We start from the raw sequence: 25,627 nt of genomic DNA, 5'->3' as shown, positions 1-25,627 counted from the left end.
CACTTTTTTATTACCTATTTTTAGTTATTTTCTTCCTTTAGGGTTAAATGCATCTTTGAGTCCCTCACCAACAAAGTTAATGCTTAGTATTGTAAACATAATCATTAGTGCGGGGGGCATCCATATCCAGGGCTTAGAACTAATAATGTCGCCTTCTTGTGCATCACTTAACATGTTCCCCCATGAAGGAATGGATTTACTAATCCCAAATCCTAAAAAGCTCAAACCAGATTCTACTACAATCATTCCTGCAAATGTTAAAGTAGCTTGTACAATAACTACACTTAAAATATTAGGTAATAAATGCTTTAAAATAATTTTATGTGTGGGCGTACCAATCGATTTCGCTGCTAAGAAATATTCATTTTCTTTCTCTTGCATGACTTTCCCACGTACTAACCTAGCAATACCTCCCCAACTAAGAACGATAATAACTGCTACTAAAATAATCGCTGAGCCGTATGGATTTTTAATTTTATCACCAAGCGCAGCATTTAAAACGATTGCGAAAATTAAAAACGGAAAAAGCATTACAAATTCAGTGACACGCATTAATAGGGTATCAAGTATGCCTCCAAAATAACCTGATATGACACCTATTGCTATCCCAATTATCAGCATACCAATCGTAGAAACTAATCCAATTGTCAACGACATTCTTCCTGCAAATAATAATCTACTGAAATTATCTCTACCTCCGGAGTCGGTTCCTAATATATTTTGAGAAGTCATGTCACCTTTGATATTTAATAAATCTTGCTGATTAATAGGCAACGGTGCTAATAGTGGTGCAATAATTGATATAATGGCTACTAAAATTAAAAATACTAATGATGCCATAGCAATTTTATTCTTGGCAAATTTGTGTAAGGCAATCTTTGTAGGTGAAGATGCCTTTTTTACAGTTTTTAAGTGATTACGTCGTTTGGTCATCATTTACCTTTACCTCTTCTCATTTTAATTACTACGAATTCTAGGATCGACAAAATTATAAGTTATATCAGATATAAGATTTCCAAATAACCCCAAAAATGAAAAGAATAACGTTAACGCCATCATTAATGGATAATCTTGCCCAGTTACTGATTCTAAAAACAATTTACCAATACCATTAAAAGAAAAAATTGTTTCAGTAATAACCGCACCGCCTAAGATACTTACAATATCAGCTCCTAAAAACGTAATGATTGGAATTAATGAGTTACGTAAAATATGTTTATTATAAATTTTATTCATTGATAAACCTTTTGCTTTAGCAGTTAAAACATAGTCTTTATTAGCATTATCAATAATATCGTTTCTTAAATACTGAATATAACCGGCAGTTGATAATAATCCCAACGTTAAAGCAGGTAAAATCGTATGATAGAGCTTACTCAAATAGTATGCAAAACTTCCTTCTTGAAGATTAATATTGACTGACCCTTGAAAAGGAAATATCGGGAATTGAAATGCAAATAGATAAATTGCAAATACACCCGCAATAAATGAAGGAATAGCCAACATAACGTAGTTAAAAACTTGAATAGTATAGTCTCCTATTGAATATGCATATCTTCCTGAAACAATTCCTAGAATAAACGATAATATATATGTAATTATTAGAGATACAACACCAAGCAATATTGTATTAGGTAAGCGTTCAATAATTAAATCAAATACTGGTCGCTTATATTTAATAGATTCTCCTAAATGACCATGTGCTACATTTCCAATCCATCTGACATATTGCGTTGGTATAGAATCATTGAGACCTAGTTTTTCTCTCTGAGCGGCAATTGCCTCTTGCTTAACATGAGGGTTGTATTGTCCACTAAAAGGATCACCTGGTTGAATTATTGCTAAGCTAAATACCACGATTGATATTAAAAATAGTAATGGTATCATTAAAAGAAATCGTTTTAAGATGAGTTTTATCATTTAGCATTCACCCTTTCAGTAAAGAAGCAAGCAACATGATGTTGTGATTTTATTTCTTCTAGCTTCGGTCTTTGCTCGCGACATTTATCTTGTGCAATCGGACATCTAGTGTGGAATGGGCATCCTTTAGGTGGATTACTTGGAGATGGTAATTCTCCCTTCAAAATAATTCTATTTCCCTTAGCCTGATTAAATTGGGGTATAGACGAAATTAAAGCCTTAGTATAAGGGTGTTGTGGATTTCTATATAACTCAGTGCTATCTGCGATTTCCACCATATGTCCTAAGTACATAACACCTATCACATCACTAATATGTTTCACTACACTCAAATCATGAGCTATAAATAAATAGCTTAAATTAAATTCTTTTTGTAGATCTTTCATAAGATTTAATACTTGAGACTGAACAGATACATCTAAAGCACTCACAGGTTCATCAGCCACAATAAGTTTTGGTCTAATTGCTAACGCTCTAGCTATACCTATTCTCTGTCTTTGTCCCCCTGAAAATTGGTGCGCATATTTGTAATACGTATCCTCACTCATCCCTACGCAGTTTAATAAATACATTACTTCATCTTTAAGTTTCTTTTTATCAACTACATGGTAATTTTGTAACGGTTCGTCTATGATATCTCCAACCATTTGCATTGGATTTAACGAAGCATAGGGGTCTTGAAATATCATTTGAAAATTTTTACGCGCTTCTCGTAATTTTTTTCCATTTAATTGCGTAATATCAACATCATTAATTTTAATTTCACCCGATGTTATATTTTCTAATCGAACGATAGATTTTCCAAGCGTTGACTTACCACATCCTGATTCTCCTACTAAACCAAATGTTTGTCCTTTTCTAATTGTAAAAGAAATATCATCTACTGCTTTAACGTATTGCGTTGGTTTAAAAAGGCCTGATTTAATAGGATAATATGTTTTTAAATTCTGTATTTCTAAGATGTTATCCATTTTTTCTTCCCCTCTATTGGTCTAAAAGATGACAGCGTACTTGACTACCATCCCTACTCATAAGTTTTGGTTCTCGTTGGTTACATAATTCCATTCTGACTTCGCATCTATTCGCAAAACGACATTGATTTTTATTAAACTCAGTTATACTGGGTACCATGCCATCAATCACTTCTAAATACTCCACACTTTCATTTAACTTTGGAATTGTACGAAGTAATTTCTTAGTATATGGGTGTTTAGGATGATTTAAAATTTGATGTAGTTCCCCAAATTCAACAATTTGTCCAGCGTACATGACGATGACTTTATCACAAAATTCCGATACGACACTTAAATCATGCGTAACCAGAATAATTGACATGTTATTTTCTTGCTGTAATTTTTTTAGTAATTCAAGAATTTGTGCTTGTATCGTTACATCTAACGCTGTAGTCGGTTCGTCAGCAATTAATAATTTTGGGTTACAAGAAATTGCAATCGCAATCATCACTCTTTGTCGCATCCCACCGGATAATTGATGCGGATAGCTATTTAGTACTTCTTCTACTCGAGCTATCCCTACTTGCTGTAACAATTCTTTAGCCAACACATATGCTTCTTTTTTCGTTTTATGTAAATGTAAAATAATAGGTTCTATTAATTGATTTTTGATTTTAAATACAGGATTCAGTGCCGTCATAGGCTCTTGAAACACCATACCGATATCTTTCCCTCTAATTTTTCGGTATTCACTTTCACTAGCATTTTGTAGCGCTTTACCGTCGAATATAATTTTACCGTGTGTGATTTTAGATATTTTTTCTGGTAAGAGTTTTACAATTGACTTATTTAAGATTGATTTGCCACATCCAGATTCTCCAACAATTCCAAGTGTTTCATTACTTTTTAATTTAAAAGAAATTTGATCAATTGTAGGGTACCAGTTGTTGTTGATATTAATAGATGTTTCTAATTCATTTATTTCTAATAAATAGTTATCCATAATTTGCTCCAATCAATAAACCTCGACTAAAGTCGAGGTTCATCTTTTATTCTTTAGTTATTTGATATAAATCCTTATCTGAGCCAATTGAGATATCAACATTTCTCACTTTATCATTGACTACTGTAATAGTATCTAATTGAACAATTGGTAATGCTGGAAGAACTTCATTAGTATGTTTTTGCCATTCTAAGTAAATTTCTTTACGTTTTTTATCGTTATTTCCTACTTTATTGAAATCTAACGCATCATCTAACAATTTATCTGATGTTTTATCAGTAGTACGCATTTCGTTTTGTGGTCTGTCAGTATGATATAAATCAGAAGGGTCTGGGTCAGAACCGCCTGTCCATGTTCTGAAATAAACTTCCATATCTTTAGAAGCACTCGCTAAATCATCGTTATATTTACCAAACTCAACCATTTTCACATTTGTTTTTAATCCTACTTTTTCCCAGAAATCTTTAATAGCCGCAGTTCTAGGTTCAAATGTAGGGTTTGAGCCTGAATAATGTTTTAAGTTAATTTCAAAAGGTTTACCGTTAGGATCTTCTCTGAAGCCATCTCCATTTCTATCTTTATATCCTAATTTATCTAACATTTTTTTAGCTTTTTCAGGATCGTAACTATAGTTATTTAAGTCTTTTTGATCGGCTGCAATCCAATGGATAGATGGAACAAAGCTATTTAGTTCTTTACCATAACCTTGATAAAATGCTTTAATCCATTTTTTTCTATCAATTGCATATAACATTGCTTGTCTAAGTTCTTTTTCTTTATATTTAGGACGTTCTGCACCAGTTTTATTCTTCTCTTTATCATAATCATGAGATACAAAACCAATAACAGAATAGTCTGTACCTGGTGTTGATAATACTTTAAGTTTTCCATCTCCAGATTTTTTAGCTTCTTGAGCAATACTACCTGTAGTAGAATCAGTCATATCAATTTCGCCATTTTTCATAGCTTTCACAATTTGTGTTTGATCAATAACTTTTAAATTAATTTTGTCTAAACTTGGTTTACCTTGCCAATAATCATTAAATTTCTCTAATTGAACTGCTTCACCTTGAACAACTTTTGTCACTTTATAAGGTCCAATACCAATTGGATGTTTTCTGATTTTATCTGATTTCGCTAAATCTTTAACTGCTACATCGCTTAAATATTTTTTACTTAATAATGGACCAGCAAAGAAGCATTCAAGATAGTTTACTTTCTTCTCTTTAAAAGTAACTTCCATAGAATAATCATCTAGTTTTTTCAATCCACTAATCGTGTCCGCTTTGCCTTCATGTTTTTCTTTAGCACCTTCGATGTTTTCAACGATAGGGAAATAACTACCTTCATAATCTTTGTCTGCTAAAACATTTAACGTATAAATCCAGTCATCAATTTTAAACTCATTACCATCTTGCCATTTAATGCCTTTTTTAATTGTAAATTTAATCTTCTTACCTGGATCAATATCTTTCCATGAAGCAATAAATGGTTTAGGTTTCATATTTTTATCTAGTTTAATTAATGATTCATTATAATAAGCTTCGACTGCTGAGTCTGAAGCATCTGAACTCAACACAGATGACAGTGTTCCTGAAGGAGCAGCATTTAAACCTACGTTTAATACTCCACCTTTGTGATTAGATGTTTCTGTTTTTGACAAATCCTTTGAATTTTCATCCTGTTTTCCTTTTCCACATGCACTCAATACTAATACTGCTACTAGTAAGAGTATTAAATATTTACCAATGACTTTCACTCATATCAATCCTCCTGTTGATTCTAAGATGTTTTTCTTATTTTACTTCTAAAATAAAAATTAACAAGTTAAATTTTAGAATTTTCAGATAACATTTTATTTATTAACTTTCAATTACTTTAAATTTTCCATAAAAAATACAACCTAACTATCTCATTCGTAGCTAGGCTGCATTTTGACACGCTTTATTCATTTTTATTTTTTCTTACCAGTTTCTCTATCAATCGATTTGTCCATATATGCATGTTTTAATGAATAATCTCCACCAATTTGGTGATACTCAATACCTTTTAATTGTGGATTTCTTAATGAAGCAGCACCTTTTTGATAAATTGGTGCTACAGGTGCATCATTTAAGAAAATTTCCTCAGCTTGGCGCATAGCAGCAAATCTCTCATTTGGTTTTTGTAGTAAACTACCGTTCGCTTTTTTTAATAAGTTGTCATATTCTTTACTACTCCAACCAGTGTTGTTTTGAGCATTTCCTGTTGTCATCGTATCTAAGAAAGTAATTGGATCAGGATAATCTGGTCCCCAACCTGATAATGACATTGAGTAATTCATCGTCAATTCAGCTTGAACTCTTTGTTTAAAAGGTAATTGCTTAACTTTTACCGTTACTCCTGGTAAATTATTTTCAATTTGAGATTTAATAAATTCCGCAGAAATTTTAGAATCTGGTGTATCTTCAGTATTTAATGTGAAGGTAAATTCATCTTTACCTAGTGCTTTCTTCGCTTTTTCTAAATGTTCTTTTGCTTTTTTAGGATTGTACTTAAGTGGTGAATTTACAGTATCAGCATAATCTTTGCCATCTGGTGTTTTAGCTGTTCCACGTGCAGTAAAGCCATCAAACGGTTTTGCACCTGTACCAAGCACTTCATTAACATAGTCCTTTTTATTAATTGCTTGAGCAATCGCATATCTCATGTCTTTATTTTTAAATTCTGGTTGTTCTTTCTGGTTTAGTTTCAAAAAGAATGTAGATGCTAATAAACGTTTGAATAACGCTGGACTATCTTTATACTTGTCTACTTGTTCAGATGTTATACCTGCAACATCAACAGAACCTGTATCGTATAATGAGGCACCAGCTTGTGTATCTTTCAATATTTTATAGTTGACTCTATCTAATTTAACATGGTTTTTATCCCAATAATCATTATTTTTAGTTAACATGATTTTATCTTCTACAGCCCACTTATCAATTTTAAAAGGACCATTATAAACAGTTTTATCAGCAGTAGTACCATAAGATTTACCATATTTTTTTACTACTTTTTCATTTTGTGGCATAAACGTACCAAAAGCTAACATTTGTTGGAAATAAGGAATTGGTTTTGTTAACTCAACTTGTAATGTGTAATCATCTAATGCTTTTACTCCTAAATCTTTAGGTTTCTTACCATTTTTATTTAGATTAATATCCTCTGCATTTTTCAAATCGTACATTATGTATGCATATTCTGATGCAGTTTCTGGATCAACAGCTTTACGCCATGCAAATACAAAATCATGTGCCGTTACCGGGTCCCCATTAGACCATTTTACATCTTTACGTAATTTAATTGTCCACGTTTTTCCACCATTTGACTTTTTAGGTTGTCCTTTTGCGACACCTGGTACAGCTTCATCTTTACCATTAAGTGAATATAACCCTTCGAATACTTGATTGTATATCGTAAATGAAACTGTATCAGTAGCTAGTGTTGAATCAAGTGTATTTATATCTGAAGAAGTGGCAACTCGATATGTTTGCCCACTATCATCATATAATCCACCACCTTTACCACATGCACTTAATAGTAAAGTAGTTACAATTAAACCTAAAATCACTTTAAAGTTAATTTTTCTCATAACAATTTCATCCTCCTTCCCCAGTATTAAACGCTTTGCGTTAGATGCTGTTCTTTTAATTGAGCCGCTTCTTCATCAGTAACAAAGACAAAATGACCAGGTCTAATTTCTTGAAGGCTTCGCTCACTATTTTTAGATTCATCATCTTTGTATGCTACACGTTTACGTGTTCTTTCACTATCTGGGTCGGGTTGTGGAATGGCTGATAACAATGATTTAGTGTATTCATGTAATGGATGATAGTATATTTCATCGGCAGAACCCAACTCTACAATTTTCCCAAAATGCATCACTGCGATACGATCTGAAATATATTTAACCATAGATAAGTCATGTGCGATAAATAAGAAAGTAATACCTCGTTCTCGTTGTAGTTTCAACATTAAGTTAACAACTTGCGCTTGAATCGATACATCTAGTGCTGAAATTGGTTCATCCGCAATGATAAACTCTGGTTCAACGGCCAACGCACGTGCAATGCCAATACGCTGTCTTTGTCCACCTGAGAATTCATGAGGATACCTGTTTGCGTGCTCTTTACTTAAACCTACTGTTTCAAGTAAATCATATACACGTCGTTTACGATCTTTTTTACCACTAGCTAATTTATGAATATCAATTCCTTCAGCAACGATATCCATTACCTTTAACCTAGGATTAAGAGATGCGTATGGATCTTGAAATATCATTTGAATTTTTTTATTGAATTTTAATAAATCTTTACGTTTAGAAATTTTCTGAATATCTTGACCTTCATATAAAATTTCTCCACTCGTGATGTCATTTAATTTAATAATTGCCTTTCCTGTTGTTGATTTACCACATCCTGACTCTCCAACTAACCCTAGTGTTTCCCCTTTATAAATGTCAAAAGAGATGTCCTCTATGGCTCTTACTTCATTTCGTTTACCTTCATTAAAATATTGTTTTAAATTTTTAATTTCTAATAATATTTCATTATTCTTATCCATCGAACGACACCCTTTCTACTTGACGTGGTTTGTCGTAATTATTAGGCATTTGGCGCTGTCTCTTCATCACCATTTCTGGTGGTGCTACTTTAGGCGCTCTTTCGTCTAATAACCAAGATTTAACAAAATGAGTTGGTGATACTTTAAACCATGGTGGTTCTTGTTTGAAATCAATATCTAAAGCATATTGACTTCGTCGAGCAAATGCATCCCCTTTAGGTGGATGTAGTAAATCAGGAGGTGTCCCTGGAATTGCAATTAATTCTGTATCATTGCTCGTAGTTAAATCAGGCATAGATGACAGTAATCCCCAAGTATACGGATGTTTTGGATCATAGAAGATTTCATCTACATCCCCGGTTTCCACCATTTGTCCGCCATACATGACAGCAACCCTATCTGCAATATTTGCTACAACACCTAAATCATGTGTTATGAATATAATTGATGTATCAATTTTTTGTTGCAATTCTTTCATTAAATCTAATATCTGTGCTTGCATAGTAACGTCTAAGGCAGTCGTTGGTTCATCAGCGATTAATATTTTCGGTTCACAAGCCAAAGCTGTTGCGATAACAATCCTTTGTCTTTGCCCACCAGAGAATTGATGTGGATACGCTTTGAAACGTTTTTCTGCATTAGGTAATCCTACTAAATTCAATATTTCTAGCGCACGTTTTTTAGCGTCCGCCTTATTATAATTTTTATGCTTGATAAGTGGTTCCATAACTTGCTTACCAATTTGCATCGTCGGATTAAGCGATGTCATTGGATCTTGGAAAATCATTGAAATGTCTTTACCACGTAATTTAATAAGCTCATTTTCAGATTTGACGGCCAAATCTTCGCCCAAGAAATCAATTTTACCTTTTTTTATTCTTCCAACATCCCCTTGGAATAATTTAGTGATTGCTTTTGTCGTTACTGATTTACCCGAACCAGACTCGCCTACTATTGCTAACGTTTCCCCTTTGTTCAAATAAAAATCTACGCCTCTAACTGCCTGCACTTCCCCTGCCGTAATGTCAAAGGAAACATGCAAGTCGTTTACTTCTAAAACTCTTTCTGACATAACCTTTGCCTCCTTTTTTATTTACGCATCTTAGGGTCAAATGCATCGCGTAAACCATCGCTAAATAAGTAAAAGAATAAGATGAGCAAACTTAATACTGTTGCAGGAATAAATAGTTCATGTGGATGAATTAATAACATAGCACGTCCATCATTAACTAATGAACCAAGTGATGTTTGTGGTGCTGGTACACCGATCCCAATGAAGCTTAAGAATGCTTCAAAGAATATGGCACTTGGCACTGTGAACATTGAAGTTACAACAATTGCGCCTAACGTATTTGGTAAAATATGTTTAAAAATTAAGTTGAATTTTGATGCACCTAATGTTCTTGATGCCATCACAAATTCTTGATTTTTTAACTTTAAGAATTCCCCACGAACTACCCTACTCATTCCTAACCATCCGGTAATCGACATCGCTAAGATAATTGTCCATATAGACGGTTCAAATATGAGTACAAATAAAATTACGACAATTAAGTTAGGAATAGATGCAATAATTTCTAGAATACGTTGCATGATATTATCTACCCGTCCTCCGAAGAAACCGGATATTGCACCATATACAACACCAATAAAAATGTCTAGTACTGCAGCTACTACACCGATAAATAATGAAATTTGAGCACCTGTCCATGTACGTGTCCATAAATCTCTACCTAATTGATCAGTACCAAACCAGAAATTTTCTTTAACGCCTGCATCTTTATATGCGTTTGTTCCATCTGCGCCTGTTCCGTCAAATGGAAGGAAAGGTACCTTATCTAATACCGGAATCTTAGCAGGTAAATTTCGTCTTGAGACATCTTGTTCGGCATAATCATGATCACTTAATAAAGGACCAATAAAAGCCATAATAACAATTAAAACCAATCCGATTAATCCTACAATAGCCAATTTATTTCTTTTTAATTGGGTCCAGGCATCTTGCCAGAAGTTTTTACTTTCTCTTTGCATTTCTGGTTCTCTATTTAAATCAAGCTCTCTCATTACGAAATCAGAAGCTGCAATGCCTTCAGAGGTATGTGTCATAGCCGCATTTGAATGATCATCAAATGGCTTTTCAAATTTATCATTTGCCATTACTTTTTACCTCCTTGTACACGAATTCTTGGGTCAATGATTCCGTATAAAATATCTACGATAAAGATTGAAACAATAAATAAAGTACTGAATAAAATTGTTGTAGCCATAATAACTGAGAAGTCATTTGTCGTAATCGATCTTACGAATTGGTCCCCTAATCCCGGAACACCAAATATATTTTCAATGGTTAACGTACCTGTTAGAATTCCTGCTAACATCGGTACTATGATGGTAATAATTGGTATGAGTGCATTTCTTAATGCATGCCCAAATAGCACACGCAAAGAAGAATTCCCTTTCGCTCTTGCTAATAATATGTAATCCGAACTTAAAACTTCTATCATTTCAGCTCGTATATATCTTGCTACTGTTGCCATAACCCCTGCAGATAGCGCAAGTGAAGGTAATACAGCTGTAGCAATTCCTTCCCAACCAGCAACAGGGAACCATCTTAATCTCACCGCAAAAACATATTGTAGAAGTACGGCTAAAACGAACGATGGTACGGATACAGCGATAACTGAAATCACAGTAGTTGTATAGTCTACCCATGTATTTTGCTTAGTTGCAGCTGCAATACCAAGGATTAGACCTAAAATTATACCTATAATCATAGCGATAATACCCATTTCCATTGATGGAATCAATCTCGGTCTAATTAACTCCCATACCGGTTGATTATGATACTGGAATGAATAACCAAAGTCCCCTGTTACAACGTTCTTTAAATAATGAAGATATTGAACGGCAACCGGATCATTTAATCCATATTTTTCATTAAGAATAGCCTTTTGTTCAGCACTTAATTTTGCATCATTAAACGGTGAACCTGGCATCATTTTCATTAAGAAAAATGTAATCGTAATAATGATAAACAGCGACAAAAACATGTACCCCAATCGTTTTAAAACATATCGCGTCATTACTCCGCCCCCTTTTGAATTTTCAAAATTAACATTCCCTTCAAAATTTTCAGAAATATTTAGTAATATTATATATACAATTTTCATACAATTGCAATATAATTTTCACAATATTTAAAAATTGAATTGTAAAATAAATGTTCTTTTTACTGTTTTTGATATTATAATCCGATGTTTTAGATTTAAGATATTATTCTTTATACGAATACGTTAAACTAGTATTAACTTCATCAGGGGGTATACAAATGAAACATAAAAAAAGTTGGGGGCTCTGGTTGTTAAGTACTCCTATGATTACATTGATAATTTGGTTAATCTTTTCTAACCATTCCTTTATTTCATACATAAATACATTATTTTATCTATCACTTATAGTCTTTATACTCGTTTTCATTATTTTATTAGTTCAAGAAGGCATTTTCGACGCTACAAGTTATGGTTTTCGACGTATTCGTTATCAAATGTCTTCACGTGCAAAGAAAAAGACAATGAAACATGATGCGTTTTTTAATCCTTCACAAGTCAAAAAAGAGGTTTATTTTATATCATCATGGATTTTTCCTGCGCTAATCATCAATAGCTTATACTTTGTATTAACAATCATCATTTCCATTTTTTATTGATAAAAAGGCAAAAAAAATAGCGAGGGTGGGACAGAATTCTTTTTAAATTCGTCGTCCCAACTTCGCTATTTTATGATATTAATCTTCAAATTTTTTAAATACTAATACTGCATTATGACCACCAAAGCCAAGGCTATTACTCATTGCATAAGTAATTTCTAAATCTTGCGCTTCATTTGGAACAATATCAAGATCACATTCAGGATCTGGTGTATTGGCATGAATCGTTGGTGCAACTTTAGAATCACGAATTGATAATGCTGAGAAGATAGCCTCTAAACCACCTGTAGCACCTAATAAGTGACCAGTCATTGATTTAGTTGAGCTAACTTTTAAATGATTAGCGGCTTCTCCAAATGTATTCTTGATTGCTCTAATTTCATACATATCACCAACAGGCGTACTCGTACCATGTGCATTTAGATACTGAACATCTTTTGCTTCAATACCCGCATCATCAAGTGCTGCTTGCATTGCGCGTGAGCCCCCTTCGCCTTCAGGTGCTGGAGCTGTAATGTGATAAGCATCACCAGTTGAACCATAACCAACAATTTCAGCATAGATTTGAGCTCCACGCGCTTGTGCAGATTCTAATGATTCAAGCACTAAAATTCCGGCACCTTCACCCATTACGAAACCATCGCGGCCTTCTTGGAATGGACGACAAGCTGTTTCTTTATCATCATTCGTAGATAATGCTCTGCTAGCACTGAATCCTGCAAGTGCCATATGCGTAATCGGCGCTTCTGTACCACCTGTAATCATCGCATCTGCATCGCCACGTTGAATGATTTTAAAAGCTTCACCAATAGAGTTAGTGCCTGTTGCACATGCTGTAACTGTAGAACCATTTGGTCCTTTTGCACCTAAATCAATCGATACCTGACCTGTTGCCATATCAGGAATTAACATTGGTACGAAGAATGGACTTACACGTCTAGGTCCTTTCTTTTGAAGCGTCGTATGCGCTGTTTCAAACGTTTCCATACCACCAATGCCTGAACCGATCCATACACCAATGCGATTAGCAGTTTCTTCATTGATATCTAGCTTAGCATCTTCAACTGCTTGACGTGCTGCAACTACCGCATATTGAGTGAAACGGTCCATACGGCGTGCGTCTTTCTTATCGATATGATCTTCAATATTAAAATCTTTAAGTTCACCTGCTAAGTGAACATTATAATCTTCTGTATCTACTCTAGTAATTGTATCGATACCATTAACACCTTTTAAGGCATTTTCCCAACTTGTTTGGGCATCATTGCCAATAGGTGATAATGCACCCATACCAGTAATTACAACTCGTTTATTCTCAGTCATACATTAAATCCTCCTATTTACCCCATTTGATAACCATAGCGCCCCATGTTAGGCCACCACCAAAACCTACTAACACGAGTGTGTCATCATCTTTAATTCTTCCATTCTCTAATTCTTGTGAAATACTTAATGGTATTGAGGCAGCAGATGTGTTACCAAAGCGATTAACAGATACACTCATCTTTTCTCTCTCTATACCAAGTCTTTCTCGTGCTGATTCCATAATTCTAATGTTTGCTTGGTGAGGAATAAACATATCAATATCATCAGATTTTAGTCCTGCCTTGTCAACAACACGCGTTGAGGCTTCACCCATAATTCTTACAGCAAACTTAAAGACTTCTCGTCCGTTCATAACTAGTTTACCAGTATCTTTATTTAAGTATAAGTATTTTCCACCGGTACCGTCAGATCCCATTTCATAACTAATGATACCTCGGCCTTCTGAAACCTCACCAATAACTACTGCACCAGCACCATCACCGAATAAAACGGCTGTTGAACGGTCTGTTAAATCTGTTATCTTAGATAATTTATCTGCACCGACTACAAGTATATTTTTATAGTCGCCTGATTGAACATATTGTTTTGCCGTTATCATTGAATACATGAATCCAGAACAAGCTGCTAATTGATCCATAGTAGGTACTTTACGCGTACCTAATTTTTCTTGTAACATATTGGCAACTGATGGAAATGGCATATCTCCAGTAGCACTTGCCACAATAATCATATCTATATCAGCTGGTGTGAGTCCTGCATCTTCAATCGCTTTTTTACTAGCTTCAAATGCTAAATCAGATGTATCTTGCTCTTCACTCGCCCAACGTCTTTCTTTAATACCAGTCATTTTAGAAATCCATTCATCTGAAGTTTCTAAAAAACTTTCGAAATAAGCGTTATCAACGACTCTCTCTGGTGCATATGCACCAAATCCTTTTATACCTACGTTCATGAACGTACACCTTCTTACTTCAATTTTTAATACCAGGTATTAATTTAACACACTTTTTTATCTCTACTCAAGTAGTTACCCTTTCAAGATGATGATTTTCTACTAAATAAAAAAGTACAAAGTATAATCAGTTATTTGCTATCTCTATACAAAACGACTACTTTACATTAAAATGGAAGTATATAAATTATGGAGGTCATCGGTATGAAATACCTCGTAACTTTTATTTGGGCAGTCATTCTATTACAAATGGTTAACTTTGTATTGAATAGTTTAAATGGCGGTGGATCATTAAACTTTATTACGCCATTAATTCTAGCAGTTGTCTTTACAATTGTTATTGCTATTTTAGGTGCAATGATAAAACCAGATGACTTTACCCGCCAAGGTAACAGACATATTTAATAACATAGCATGTTTATTAAAGAAACAAATGCGATAAGTGAAACAAGTACACTGTTTCATTTATCGCTTTTTTAATTTGATAATAAAGTACCTAAACTACTTCTGGATGCCCTTCAGTACCCCATCAATAATGCTAATCTATTTTTCATCACTATGTCTGAAAAGTAACGTTGCTTTCTACTTGTAATAGTCATTATCCAAATTACCCCAGTGTAATGATTAATATATGTGTTACTTATAATTAAACAGGTCCTATACCTTACCTTTTTTAATTCCTTTTACAGGGTTCAAATCAATCTTTATTATTCAAACTGACTTACCATTTTTCTTTACCTACATCTTGTCCATAATCCATTTCCTCTTCACTATATATACCGCCATTTTTATAATAATTATGAATTTGTTCTTTTATTGATAGTTCCTTTTTAGAAAATACAACCTTTCCGTCATTAGTGACATATATATCTAAATCATCACCAATCTCCAAATCAGCTTGCTTTAAAATATGTTTATTTAAAGTAATTGCTTGACTATTACCATTTTTAAACACTTTTGCGGGGTTCATTTTAGATCGCAACTTTCTTTTCGCTTAATATTATTATATAAAATGTACTTACTTAAGCATATGTTTTGTTATCTTACATATTGTTTCTCAAATAGTGTGGGTGAGACGCCTCTAGGAATAGCATCAGATTAAGACAATACTCTAATCAAAAAGCAATTCATCACAACTTACAAGACTTTGAAAAAGGCTTCTAAAGCGATGAATTGCTTACCCTCACTAACCATTGGCTTAAGCCATGCCTAGGGCAAGCGAAACCAACACTATCCAGAAAATGACTAAACTTCCCACAAAAAAACCTAGAAAGTGCGCATCACACTCTCTAGGTTTCCCATAATCATTCATTATTCATTTTCAGGCTTTTGTACATCGAAAGTTAACGCATCGTTGCCATCTAAATCTACTTTAATTAAAGTACTCTCTGGCATACTTTCTTTAATCATCATACGTGCTAATGGTGTTTCAATTTGACGTTGTACAAAACGTTTCAATGGTCTTGCACCAAATTGTGGTTCGTAAGCTTCTTCACCTAACCATTTTTTCGCGTCATCAGAAACTTCAATAGAAAGTCGTTGATCCATTAAACGAATATTTAATTGCGTTAAAATTTTATCAACAATCATACTCATGTCGTTAACAGATAATGGTTTGAATAATACAATATCATCCATACGGTTTAAGATTTCAGGTTTAAAGAAAGCATGTAAGCTATCCATTACAGCTTTTTCAGTATCTTCAGTAATTTCACCTGTATCTTTGACATTCTCAAGTAATACTTGAGAACCGATGTTACTAGTCATAATGATAATTGTGTTTTTAAAGTCAACACTACGTCCCTTAGAGTCAGTTAAACGACCTTCATCTAAGATTTGAAGTAACACGTTGAATACATCACTATGCGCTTTTTCAACTTCATCAAGCAAGATTACTGAGTATGGGTTACGTCTAACCGCTTCAGTTAATTGACCACCTTCATCATGACCTACATAGCCTGGAGGGGCACCAATTAATCTAGAAACAGAGTGTTTCTCCATATACTCACTCATATCAATTCGAATCATATGTTTTTCAGAATCGAATAATGATGCAGCTAATGATTTAGCCAATTCAGTTTTACCTACACCAGTTGGTCCTAAGAATAAGAAACTACCAATTGGTCTATTAGGATCTTTAATACCCGCACGTGCTCTTACAACAGCATCAGATACCAAGTCTACCGCTTTATCTTGACCTACCACACGTTCGTGTAAGATATCACTTAAACTTAATAATTTTTCTCTTTCTGTTTCAACTAATTTAGAAACTGGAATACCAGTCCATTGACTTACAATGTCGCCAATTTCTTCGTCAGAAACGACTTCACGAATCATGCGTTCACTGTCACCTTGTTCATCTTGATACGCTTCTTCAAATGCTTTTAACTCTTTTTCTAATTGAGGAATTGTACCATATTGTAATTCAGCTGCTTTTTCAAGGTCGCCTTTAGTTTGTGCATCTTCTAAAGCTTGACGACTACGGTCTAATTCAGCACGTTTTTCTTGTACTTTTGCGATTTTTTCTTTTTCTTGTTCAACACGAGATTGTAATGATGCTTGTTTTTCTTTTTCATTTGAAAGTTCTTCTTGTAGTTCTTCTAAACGATGTTTACTAGCATTATCAGATTCATTTTTTAATGCACTTTCTTCAATTTCTAATTGCATGACACGACGGTTCACTTGATCTAATTCAGTTGGGTTTGAGCCCATTTCAGTACGAATTGTGGCACAAGCTTGGTCGACTAAGTCGATGGCTTTGTCAGGTAAGAATCTATCAGTAATGTAGCGATCTGATAATTCAGCTGCTGCTACTAAAGCACGGTCTTGAATGCGTACACCGTGATATACTTCGTAACGTTCTTTCAAGCCACGTAAGATTGAAATTGTGTCTTCTACGTCTGATTCACTTACACCAACTTTTTGAAAACGACGTTCTAATGCAGAGTCTTTTTCAATATATTCTCTGTATTCATTTAAAGTAGTAGCACCGATACAATGTAATTCACCACGTGCTAACATCGGTTTCAACATATTGCCGGCATCCATTGCGCCGTCTGTTTTACCTGCGCCTACTAACATGTGAATTTCGTCAATGAATAAGATGATTCGTCCATCAGATTCTTTTACTTCTTTAAGCACTGCTTTAAGACGTTCTTCGAATTCACCTCTGAATTTCGCACCCGCAACTAAGGCACTTAAGTCTAATTCGAAAATTGTTTTATCTAATAATGATTCAGGTACGTCTTTACGTACAATACGTTGTGCCAAGCCTTCAACAATCGCTGTTTTACCTACACCTGGTTCACCAATTAAGACTGGGTTATTTTTCGTTTTACGACTTAAAATTCGAATGGTATTACGAATTTCTTCATCTCTACCAATGACAGGGTCCATTTTACCTTGGCGTACCTCTTCAACTAAGTCACGACCATATTTCTCTAAAGCTTCATAATTTACTTCTGGATTTTGTGAAGTCACATGATTTCCCCCTCTAACTTTAGTAATAATTTCCTTTACAACTTCTTCTTTATTTCCAACAATCTGTTTTGTTGTATCATCGATATCCATCGCAGCACGTAGGACGTGTTCCATTGAGATATAGTCATCTTCGTATTCTTTCATATATGATTCAGCTTTATTTAATAATTCATTCGATTTTGAACCAATATATTGTCCATATTGAATATTATCTCCTTGTACTGAGGGATATTTTTTTAATTTTTCGTTATATGCTTGATTTAATCTATCTGTATCGATATTTGCGCGTTCTAATATACTTTTAAATAAACTATCAGTTTCTTCTAAAGTTCCTTTTAAAATTGCTTCGATTTCAATGTTTTGTAATTCGTTTTCTTTACTCAATTCAATGGCTTTTTGTAATGCACCTTGAATTGCATATGTCATTTGATTAATATCCAAATTTTTCACCCCTATTGATTTGATAAGAGCAAGGCCAAGTACTTCTTTGTTTTTGACTTTGACTTTCTTTGACCTTAATTACATTATAGACCCTCTTAAATGATTAATCAACAGTTATACTCATTTTTTTATTTTTCTGAAATAGCTTGTACACGCATGTTTGACGGGAGTGGGACGGAATTCTTTTAAATTCGTCGTCCCTCTCCCAACTTGCTTTGCTTGTAGAATTTCTTGATGAAATTCTCTTTGCTGGAGCCCCGCCCGCAAGGATGACTAGAACTGAGAAAAGCTTTGTTAAAGCGCCTTCTCAGTTCAGTCAGCTACTGCGAATTTGCAAAATAGCCTCATTATATTATTTATGTCCCAGACGCTTTTATGCTATGTTTTATCACAGTTCCTTCTGGTATAAACATCAAATTATCGTCAAATTAAATAAGAGACCGAAACGGAATTCTTATCGAATTCATCGTCTCAGTCTCACACAGATGACTAGTATTGAGTTAATTAAAAGTGCATTCTCAATTTAGTCAGTTAGAGCGCATGTGCTACATAGCTCAACTGTTTATTTTTGATTCAAACGCTTAGCATATCTTATTTATTATTCGAATTTTTCTTCATCGCTTTAATTATTTCATCAGATAATGCTTTTACACCACTATTTTCAAGGTGAACGCCATCTGGTGCGAAGTATTCAGGATGTCCTGCAGAGCGTTGGTACCAATCTACTAAGGTTACATTTTTATGCTTTTTAGCAGCATTAGCAAGCTGTTTATTAACGTTATCTTGCCAATCACGAGGTACACGTGTATTTACTAAATAAATTTGTGCTTTACCAAACTTACTGATTAATTGATTTAATTCTTCCTCTGTAAAATCACCGTTAGTACCTAGTTCTAAAACAACTTTATCTGAAGGTTTATTATAGTTAGAATAATTGCCTGCAATTGAGAGCGCCTCTTGTAAATGACGACCTACTTTACCATCAATCGTTGCTTTAGGCACTTGAGATTTAAATGTCTCACCAATATCTACCATTACTGAGTCTCCAATGAGTAATGGACTTATATCGGTATACACCTGTTTTTTACTTTTACTATTACTATTTGAACCATCGATTTTTATATTTTCACCAGGCATCATTCTGATTAAATATTTATCTTGCTCATTCGTATTAAATGAATTTGCTTTATTTTCAATGTCATCTTTTCCAAAACGGTCAAAGACCCCAATAAACATTAATACTATTGGTATTAAGGCTATTATTGATATGATCGTTCTAATGAATTTAGGTCTTTTTAGATGATTGAATGAAAATGCCTTGAAACCTTCACGTCTAAACGGTGTCTCTACATATCGATATGATAATTCAGCAAATAATACTGTAAGTACGATATCGATAACATACACATAGATTGGAAGCTGTCCATCAACAAAGTGTATGTGTATAAAACTTATAACAGGAAAATGCCATAGGTATAAACTGTATGAGCGTTTACCAATATAAACGAATACGCGATTACCTAACGCTTTAGCTAAAATGCTAGATGGATGTACTACACTAGCAATAACGAATAACGTCATACCTGATATAAGATAAAATCCACCATTATAAATCCATGAACTCGTATCTTTTACTGTGAAGAATAAGTATATCAGTATGAGAAGTCCTATTATACCGATTCCATCAATAGAACGTTGCAGCACCTTTGGCGGATGTGCTTTCAATTTAAACGGTGGCCATAAAAATGCTAATATTACACCTAATAATAATGTTTGTAAGCGTGTATCTGTCCCAAAATAAACTCTAGAATATCCAACGTTGGGTTGAGAAATAACGACCATCGTTAATAAAGATGCTAGAGAAATAATCCATAATATCAAAGTGACGTTGCGATATTTTTTAATTGTTAAGAGTAAAATAACTAACACGAACGGGAAGAACAAATAGAACTGTTCTTCAATTGCAAGTGACCATAAGTGTTTTAATGGCATAAATGAAAATTGCTCGAAGTAGTTAACATCTTTGGCAATATACCACCAGTTCGACACATAGAATAATGCGGCTATAATGTCATGCTTAACTCGTACAATTTCCTGTGGTTCAAATATTAATGTAGCAATTCCAACGACGATTAATAACGCAACAACTGCAGGAAGTAATCGTTTTATGCGTCGTAACCAGAATTGTTTCAGGTTTATTATGCCCTTTTCTTCGTATTCCTTTAAAAGCAAGCTTGTAATTAAATATCCAGAAATAACGAAGAAGGTATCTACACCTATGAATCCCCCTGTAAGCCATTTCCTGTTTAAATGGTAGATAATAATACCTAAGACAGCAATTGCTCTTAGTCCATCTAAACCAGGCATGTAACGCATTTTAGTCTTACGTTGATTCCCTTTTTCAAAATCTTGTTTCATTGTTCACATTCTTTCCCTATTAAATAATAAATTTTGATAAATTCATTAATTACTAAAGCACTGAAAATCAGGATAAAACGAAAGTCGATGATCAACAACATGAGTGAATATGATTTAGCTTAATATTCTTTAATATTTTAATGTGTATGATTAAATCGAGTTTTATACTTAGATGTCTGAGCTTGAACTATAATATTATTTTATATAATTTGGCGCATTTATTATAAATTTTCATAAATGCAAGTACAATTTAAATCATTTTATATTGTAATTCTTATGTATTGTAGTATAACGCTTAAACAAATTCAATTTATATTACAATTATGTCATTTATTAACATCACTTTGTCACTATACGCACTGAAGATATAACTTTGAATCGATATCATTAAAAAGTTAAGATCATTTAAAATAAAAAAACAATAGTACATCATCATCGTGTACTATTGTTTCTAAGCGATTAATTAACCAACGCCTAATGCAATTTTAGCGTATCTTGACATCATGTCTTTATTCCAAGGTGGATTCCAAACAATATTAACTTCTGTATCTTGTATTTCTGGAATTTCAGCTAATACTGTTTTAATTTGTTCGATAATTTGTGGTCCAAGTGGGCAGCCCATTGAAGTTAGTGTCATTTCAACTGTACACAAACCATCATCATCAACATTCACTTTATATACTAAACCTAAATTAACGATATCAATACCTAATTCAGGGTCAATAACCATTTCAAGTGCACCTAGGATACTGTCTTTTAATGCCTCTTCCATTAGTATCACCTCTCATTATTTATCTTTACACTAATATATCAAATATCCGACAAAACGCCAATAAAATGCTATGATACCACTAAACGATTAAAGACGTTATAATGACACTATAGCGTTGATTTAATGTATCACCTTCACAGACATTTGATATAAAATGATAGTGAACTTTATTCTATTGATATGTAGCTTAAGGAGAAATATATGAAACCTTATTTAATTTGTTTAGATTTAGATGGAACATTATTAAATGATAATAAAGAAATTGGTGAGTATACTAAAAAAGTACTTACAACCTTAAAAAAACAAGGTCATCAAATTATGATTGCAACTGGTCGACCTTATCGTGCAAGCCAAATATATTACCATGAGTTAAATATGGACACACCTATTGTAAACTTCAATGGTGCTTATGTGCATCATCCTAAATCAGATGATTTTAAAACGACCCATGAAGTTTTAGATGTAGACTTAGCTAGAAATATGATTGAATCACTTCAAAAAGCAAAAATTACAAATATTATTGCTGAGGTACGCGATCATGTCTTTATTAATAATCACGATCCTAGATTATTTGAAGGTTTCTCAATGGGTAACCCTAAAATAGAAACAGGTAATTTATTAGAAGAATTAGACGAAGCGCCGACATCTTTACTTGTAGAAGCCGAAGAAATTTACATACCTAGAATCAAGCAAATGCTTACGCGTTTCTATGCGGAGAATATTGAACACAGACGTTGGGGTGCACCGTTCCCAGTCATTGAAATTGTTAAACGTGGTATAAGCAAGGCACGTGGGATTGATCAAGTCAAAGATTATCTAGGAATCGAATCTTCTCACATTATCGCTTTCGGAGACGAGGATAATGATATCGAAATGATCAAATATGCTAAATATGGCATTGCAATGGACAATGGCCTTGATGAATTAAAACATATTGCTAACCATATTACTTATTCAAACAATGATGACGGTATCGGTCGTTATTTAAATGATTTCTTTAAATTAAATATACCTTACAAAGGTTAACAATCAATTCATAAAGTGAGACAAATGTATATTTTTCTAATGTCTCACTTTTTTACTATATGTTTATGGAGGAATATACGATGCGAAAGATTATTGTAGTCGGAGCTGTTGCGGGTGGTGCAACTTGCGCCAGCCAAATCCGTCGTTTAGATAAAGACAGTCAAATTACCATTTTCGAAAAAGACCGCGACATGAGTTTCGCTAATTGTGGCTTGCCTTACTATCTCGGCAACGTTGTAAATGAGCGAAAAGATGTATTACCGATTACGCCAGATATGTTTAAAGAGAAGAAAAATATTACAGTAAAAACGTATCACGAAGTGATTGCCATTAATGATAAAGCTCAAACCGTTACAGTGTTAAATCGTGAAACTAAAGAAACATTTGAAACTAGTTATGACAAACTCATTTTAAGTCCAGGTGCAGGTGCTAATTCATTAGGCTTTGATAATGATTTCATTTTCACTTTACGCAATATGGAAGATACTGATGCAATAGATCAATTTATTGAGCAACATCAAGTTAAGAAAGCATTGGTCGTTGGTGCAGGCTATATTTCATTAGAAGTCTTAGAGAATTTATATACTAGAGGTTTAGAGGTTACATTAATTCACCGTTCTGAAAAAGTAAACAAGTTAATGGACCAAGATATGAATCAAGTTATCTTTGACGAGCTTGATTCACGTCATATACCTTATCGTTTAAATGAAGAAATCATTAGCATTCATGACCATCAAGTAACGTTTAAATCAGGTGTCATAGAAGACTATGATTTAATTATTGAAGGTGTCGGTACACACCCAAATTCAAGCTTCATCGAGTCGTCAAATATAGCATTAAATGACAAAGGGTTTATTCCAGTTAATGAGAAATTTGAGACGAATATCCCTAATATTTATGCATTAGGCGACGTCATCATTTCTTTCTATCGCCATGTCAATCTACCTGCACAAGTTCCTTTAGCATGGGGTGCACATCGTGGCGCCAGTATCATTGCTGAACAACTTGCTGGTAACGATCATATTACTTTCAAAGGATTTCTAGGTACTAATATCGTTAAATTTTTTGACTATACATTAGCAAGTGTGGGCGTTAAAGTTGAAGAATTATCTCAGTTTGATACTCAAATGGTTGAAATTACTTCTGGAACACATGCTGGTTATTACCCTGGAAATACAGAAATCCACTTGCGTGTTTACTTTGATGCTGAACGTCGTCGACTATTGCGTGCTGCCGCAATTGGAAAAGAAGGCGTAGATAAACGCATTGATGTCATTTCAATGGCAATGATGAGTGGCATTACTATTGATGAATTAACTGAATTTGAAGTAGCCTATGCGCCACCCTATAGTCATCCTAAAGATTTGATTAATATGATTGGCTATAAAGCCCGGGATTTATAAAATATAGCCCTTAAATGATTTTGTTAATAACAATCATTTAAGGGCTATACCTCTTTCATGAATCACTTATCTTATTTTAACTAATTCCAAAAAGACTACTGATTGGACCCCATGGTAGGATAATACCTAATGCCATAGTAATAATGATTAAAATAATTGTTGCCCAGAATAAACCGTGGCTTGCTTCGTGTTTCTTACGTTTCGCAATAGATACTTCCATTAATGCAACTACTGCGATACCACAAAGCATCTTCAATGTTAACAACATATGATTACCGCCACCGCCATGACTAGCGGCCATAAATTCTTGAATTAACAACCAAAATCCTGAGAACAATGTAAGTAACATAAAGACTCTCAAGGCCATTTGTAAAGGTTTAAACATAGGTGTAGGACCTTGTGATTTTGAAATATGTAAAAATGCAATTACATATAAAATAATTGTCAATGCCCAACTTGCAATATGCATATGTAACAAGACTAAATTCCCCCAATACTATTGATTACTTTTTTACTTAATCATCATATCATATCTATATCCAAACGTATTGTTAAACGATAAAAGGAGTGGTGCATCGAGCGCATGATGCGTTCAATTTACCACTCCTATATAAATATATGGAATCAAGAAAGACGTATTGTGTACGTCATCGCAATTGAGTCAGTTACTGATTATGAGCTAGTAATGACAATTTATATGTTGAATAGCCGTTAATCTTTTGCGATATAAGTAGTTAACGTACCAATATTATCAATCGTAACTTTAACTTCATCACCTGGTTGTAAGAATTGAGGTGGTTGTAATCCTGCACCCACACCAGCTGGTGTACCAGTAGCAATGATATCTCCTGGATGTAATGCTACATATTTAGAAATCTCTTCAATTAAGTCATCAATTTTATTAATCATTTGACTTGTATTACCATCTTGACGAATTTCATTGTTAACTTTAGTTACAATATTAACATTTTCTGGTGTTGGTAACTCATCTTTAGTTACAATGTAAGGTCCCATTGGGCAACCACCAGTTAAACTTTTAGATAAAAATGCCTGATCTTGTTCATTTTGTGCTTTACGGTCAGTGATGTCATTAATAATTGTGTAACCATAAATATAGTCCAATGCTAACGCTTTTGGAATTTTTTCTCCAGATTTGCCGATGACGATACCTAATTCGCCTTCATAATCTAATTGATCAGTGATATCTTTATGATTTGGAATTGTTGATTCATCACCAGTTAATGATGATGCTGCTTTAGTAAATACGTATAAACGTTGTACCTCATGATTTAATTCACTTGCGTGATCTTGGTAATTACGACCGAATGCGATAACATTATTTGGTGGTGTAACCGGTGGCAAGAATTCAATATCATTGAAAGCGATTTTGAATTCTTCTGCTTTACCACTATCTTCAGCTGCGACAACTGCTTTACGTACTTGTTCTTGGAAATCAAGTGTTTGGTTTTGTTGTAAACCTTCTAATAGTGTTTTAGGGTGGAAGTCACCTTCGCCAAATTGTGCAAACACTTTTTTTAGATCCCAAACTGCGTCTTCACGCTTAACTTTTACGCCGTAAGATTCAGCGTCATTATAATTGAATGATAGAAATTTCATTCAGTATCAACTCCTCATCTATA

At 33.8% G+C, this 25,627-nt stretch carries 22 protein-coding genes; 4 read left to right on the top strand and 18 right to left on the bottom strand.

The window, feature by feature from the left end:
• Positions 1 to 24: 24 nt before the first annotated feature.
• The 10 genes from opp4C to opp3b form a co-directional block, all read right to left on the bottom strand.
• Entirely contained in the window at positions 25 to 933 is a 909-nt protein-coding gene (gene opp4C, locus JVV30_RS02595) for an oligopeptide ABC transporter permease (RefSeq protein ID WP_141763599.1), read from the bottom strand.
• A 24-nt stretch (positions 934 to 957) separates the two neighbouring features.
• On the bottom strand, positions 958 to 1,920 hold the full coding sequence (gene opp4B, locus JVV30_RS02590; protein WP_053029715.1) for an oligopeptide ABC transporter permease: 963 nt from the start codon (positions 1,918 to 1,920) through the stop codon (positions 958 to 960).
• Complete coding sequence (locus JVV30_RS02585; protein WP_204193306.1) at positions 1,917 to 2,891, bottom strand: ABC transporter ATP-binding protein; 975 nt, start codon at positions 2,889 to 2,891, stop codon at positions 1,917 to 1,919. The genes opp4B and JVV30_RS02585 overlap by 4 nt, the downstream gene beginning before the upstream one ends.
• 13 nt (positions 2,892 to 2,904) lie before the next feature.
• The gene (locus JVV30_RS02580; protein WP_070855089.1) at positions 2,905 to 3,876 is read right to left on the bottom strand and encodes an ABC transporter ATP-binding protein; all 972 of its coding nucleotides are present in this window, start codon (positions 3,874 to 3,876) and stop codon (positions 2,905 to 2,907) included.
• Between the two features lie 46 nt (positions 3,877 to 3,922).
• Positions 3,923 to 5,635 carry an oligopeptide ABC transporter substrate-binding protein gene (opp4A, locus tag JVV30_RS02575; RefSeq protein WP_204193304.1) on the bottom strand — a complete coding sequence of 571 codons (1,713 nt, stop codon included), beginning with the start codon at positions 5,633 to 5,635 and terminating at the stop codon, positions 3,923 to 3,925.
• 195 nt (positions 5,636 to 5,830) lie between these two features.
• A complete protein-coding gene (locus tag JVV30_RS02570) occupies positions 5,831 to 7,492 on the bottom strand; it encodes a peptide ABC transporter substrate-binding protein (protein ID WP_204193301.1) in 1,662 nt (553 codons plus the stop codon).
• A 26-nt stretch (positions 7,493 to 7,518) separates the two neighbouring features.
• Positions 7,519 to 8,463, bottom strand: coding sequence for an ABC transporter ATP-binding protein (locus JVV30_RS02565; protein WP_053029727.1), 945 nt, complete (start codon positions 8,461 to 8,463; stop codon positions 7,519 to 7,521).
• Positions 8,456 to 9,535 (bottom strand): ABC transporter ATP-binding protein, encoded by a 1,080-nt coding sequence (locus JVV30_RS02560; protein ID WP_053029729.1) that lies wholly within the window; start codon positions 9,533 to 9,535, stop codon positions 8,456 to 8,458. The genes JVV30_RS02565 and JVV30_RS02560 overlap by 8 nt, the downstream gene beginning before the upstream one ends.
• A 17-nt stretch (positions 9,536 to 9,552) precedes the next feature.
• Positions 9,553 to 10,620, bottom strand: coding sequence for an oligopeptide ABC transporter permease (gene opp3C / locus JVV30_RS02555; RefSeq protein WP_070855091.1), 1,068 nt, complete (start codon positions 10,618 to 10,620; stop codon positions 9,553 to 9,555).
• Positions 10,620 to 11,546 carry an oligopeptide ABC transporter permease gene (gene opp3b / locus JVV30_RS02550; RefSeq protein ID WP_053029731.1) on the bottom strand — a complete coding sequence of 309 codons (927 nt, stop codon included), beginning with the start codon at positions 11,544 to 11,546 and terminating at the stop codon, positions 10,620 to 10,622. The genes opp3C and opp3b overlap by 1 nt, the downstream gene beginning before the upstream one ends.
• A gap of 245 nt (positions 11,547 to 11,791) precedes the next feature.
• On the opposite strand from opp3b, the gene JVV30_RS02545 reads away from it, so the two are divergent.
• Entirely contained in the window at positions 11,792 to 12,169 is a 378-nt protein-coding gene (locus JVV30_RS02545; RefSeq protein WP_204193299.1) for a DUF3899 domain-containing protein, read from the top strand.
• Positions 12,170 to 12,247: 78 nt separating this feature from the next.
• On the opposite strand, the gene fabF is transcribed toward JVV30_RS02545, so the two are convergent.
• Together fabF and JVV30_RS02535 are read right to left on the bottom strand one after the other, a co-directional pair.
• Positions 12,248 to 13,492: a beta-ketoacyl-ACP synthase II gene (gene fabF / locus JVV30_RS02540; protein WP_053029735.1), complete on the bottom strand. Its 1,245-nt coding sequence runs from the start codon at positions 13,490 to 13,492 to the stop codon at positions 12,248 to 12,250.
• 13 nt (positions 13,493 to 13,505) lie between these two features.
• Positions 13,506 to 14,447 (bottom strand): beta-ketoacyl-ACP synthase III, encoded by a 942-nt coding sequence (locus JVV30_RS02535; protein ID WP_053029738.1) that lies wholly within the window; start codon positions 14,445 to 14,447, stop codon positions 13,506 to 13,508.
• Between the two features lie 204 nt (positions 14,448 to 14,651).
• Between JVV30_RS02535 and JVV30_RS02530 the strand changes: the two genes are divergently transcribed.
• The gene (locus JVV30_RS02530; RefSeq protein WP_053029740.1) at positions 14,652 to 14,852 is read left to right on the top strand and encodes a YjzD family protein; all 201 of its coding nucleotides are present in this window, start codon (positions 14,652 to 14,654) and stop codon (positions 14,850 to 14,852) included.
• 316 nt (positions 14,853 to 15,168) lie between these two features.
• Here JVV30_RS02530 and JVV30_RS02525 read toward each other — a convergent pair whose 3' ends face one another.
• The 4 genes from JVV30_RS02525 to JVV30_RS02510 all read right to left on the bottom strand — a co-directional run bounded on the left by JVV30_RS02525 (position 15,169) and on the right by JVV30_RS02510 (position 21,558).
• A complete protein-coding gene (locus tag JVV30_RS02525; protein WP_070855093.1) occupies positions 15,169 to 15,417 on the bottom strand; it encodes an AbrB/MazE/SpoVT family DNA-binding domain-containing protein in 249 nt (82 codons plus the stop codon).
• Between the two features lie 341 nt (positions 15,418 to 15,758).
• Positions 15,759 to 18,368 carry an ATP-dependent chaperone ClpB gene (gene clpB / locus JVV30_RS02520; RefSeq protein WP_204193297.1) on the bottom strand — a complete coding sequence of 870 codons (2,610 nt, stop codon included), beginning with the start codon at positions 18,366 to 18,368 and terminating at the stop codon, positions 15,759 to 15,761.
• Positions 18,369 to 18,959: 591 nt separating this feature from the next.
• Complete coding sequence (locus JVV30_RS02515) at positions 18,960 to 20,786, bottom strand: acyltransferase family protein (RefSeq protein ID WP_070855095.1); 1,827 nt, start codon at positions 20,784 to 20,786, stop codon at positions 18,960 to 18,962.
• A 463-nt stretch (positions 20,787 to 21,249) separates the two neighbouring features.
• A complete protein-coding gene (locus tag JVV30_RS02510; protein WP_011276244.1) occupies positions 21,250 to 21,558 on the bottom strand; it encodes a metal-sulfur cluster assembly factor in 309 nt (102 codons plus the stop codon).
• A gap of 201 nt (positions 21,559 to 21,759) precedes the next feature.
• On the opposite strand from JVV30_RS02510, the gene JVV30_RS02505 reads away from it, so the two are divergent.
• Positions 21,760 to 22,584 carry a Cof-type HAD-IIB family hydrolase gene (locus JVV30_RS02505; RefSeq protein WP_053029747.1) on the top strand — a complete coding sequence of 275 codons (825 nt, stop codon included), beginning with the start codon at positions 21,760 to 21,762 and terminating at the stop codon, positions 22,582 to 22,584.
• Between the two features lie 80 nt (positions 22,585 to 22,664).
• Positions 22,665 to 23,987, top strand: a complete 1,323-nt coding sequence (locus JVV30_RS02500) for a CoA-disulfide reductase (protein WP_070855097.1) — start codon at positions 22,665 to 22,667, stop codon at positions 23,985 to 23,987.
• Positions 23,988 to 24,063: 76 nt separating this feature from the next.
• Here the strand turns inward: JVV30_RS02500 and JVV30_RS02495 are convergent, their stop codons facing one another.
• Entirely contained in the window at positions 24,064 to 24,465 is a 402-nt protein-coding gene (locus tag JVV30_RS02495) for a YisL family protein (RefSeq protein ID WP_037538693.1), read from the bottom strand.
• A gap of 233 nt (positions 24,466 to 24,698) precedes the next feature.
• The gene (locus JVV30_RS02490; RefSeq protein WP_053029751.1) at positions 24,699 to 25,604 is read right to left on the bottom strand and encodes a fumarylacetoacetate hydrolase family protein; all 906 of its coding nucleotides are present in this window, start codon (positions 25,602 to 25,604) and stop codon (positions 24,699 to 24,701) included.
• Positions 25,605 to 25,627: the final 23 nt, after the last annotated feature.

It is taken from the genome of Staphylococcus sp. GDY8P47P, from assembly GCF_016892225.1.
Taxonomy (GTDB): Bacteria; Bacillota; Bacilli; order Staphylococcales; family Staphylococcaceae; genus Staphylococcus; species Staphylococcus borealis.
Note: the sequence above shows the minus strand (reverse complement) of the source record. Positions and strands in the feature narration are given on the sequence as shown.

Coding starts and splice junctions, on each gene's coding strand:
- opp4C (WP_141763599.1), bottom strand. CDS start 933: ATGACCAAACGACGTAATCACTTAAAAACTGTAAAAAAGGCATCTTCA.
- opp4B (WP_053029715.1), bottom strand. CDS start 1,920: ATGATAAAACTCATCTTAAAACGATTTCTTTTAATGATACCATTACTA.
- JVV30_RS02585 (WP_204193306.1), bottom strand. CDS start 2,891: ATGGATAACATCTTAGAAATACAGAATTTAAAAACATATTATCCTATT.
- JVV30_RS02580 (WP_070855089.1), bottom strand. CDS start 3,876: ATGGATAACTATTTATTAGAAATAAATGAATTAGAAACATCTATTAAT.
- JVV30_RS02570 (WP_204193301.1), bottom strand. CDS start 7,492: ATGAGAAAAATTAACTTTAAAGTGATTTTAGGTTTAATTGTAACTACT.
- JVV30_RS02565 (WP_053029727.1), bottom strand. CDS start 8,463: ATGGATAAGAATAATGAAATATTATTAGAAATTAAAAATTTAAAACAA.
- JVV30_RS02560 (WP_053029729.1), bottom strand. CDS start 9,535: ATGTCAGAAAGAGTTTTAGAAGTAAACGACTTGCATGTTTCCTTTGAC.
- opp3C (WP_070855091.1), bottom strand. CDS start 10,620: ATGGCAAATGATAAATTTGAAAAGCCATTTGATGATCATTCAAATGCG.
- opp3b (WP_053029731.1), bottom strand. CDS start 11,546: ATGACGCGATATGTTTTAAAACGATTGGGGTACATGTTTTTGTCGCTG.
- JVV30_RS02545 (WP_204193299.1), top strand. CDS start 11,792: ATGAAACATAAAAAAAGTTGGGGGCTCTGGTTGTTAAGTACTCCTATG.
- fabF (WP_053029735.1), bottom strand. CDS start 13,492: ATGACTGAGAATAAACGAGTTGTAATTACTGGTATGGGTGCATTATCA.
- JVV30_RS02535 (WP_053029738.1), bottom strand. CDS start 14,447: ATGAACGTAGGTATAAAAGGATTTGGTGCATATGCACCAGAGAGAGTC.
- JVV30_RS02530 (WP_053029740.1), top strand. CDS start 14,652: ATGAAATACCTCGTAACTTTTATTTGGGCAGTCATTCTATTACAAATG.
- JVV30_RS02525 (WP_070855093.1), bottom strand. CDS start 15,417: ATGAACCCCGCAAAAGTGTTTAAAAATGGTAATAGTCAAGCAATTACT.
- JVV30_RS02515 (WP_070855095.1), bottom strand. CDS start 20,786: ATGAAACAAGATTTTGAAAAAGGGAATCAACGTAAGACTAAAATGCGT.
- JVV30_RS02510 (WP_011276244.1), bottom strand. CDS start 21,558: ATGGAAGAGGCATTAAAAGACAGTATCCTAGGTGCACTTGAAATGGTT.
- JVV30_RS02505 (WP_053029747.1), top strand. CDS start 21,760: ATGAAACCTTATTTAATTTGTTTAGATTTAGATGGAACATTATTAAAT.
- JVV30_RS02500 (WP_070855097.1), top strand. CDS start 22,665: ATGCGAAAGATTATTGTAGTCGGAGCTGTTGCGGGTGGTGCAACTTGC.
- JVV30_RS02490 (WP_053029751.1), bottom strand. CDS start 25,604: ATGAAATTTCTATCATTCAATTATAATGACGCTGAATCTTACGGCGTA.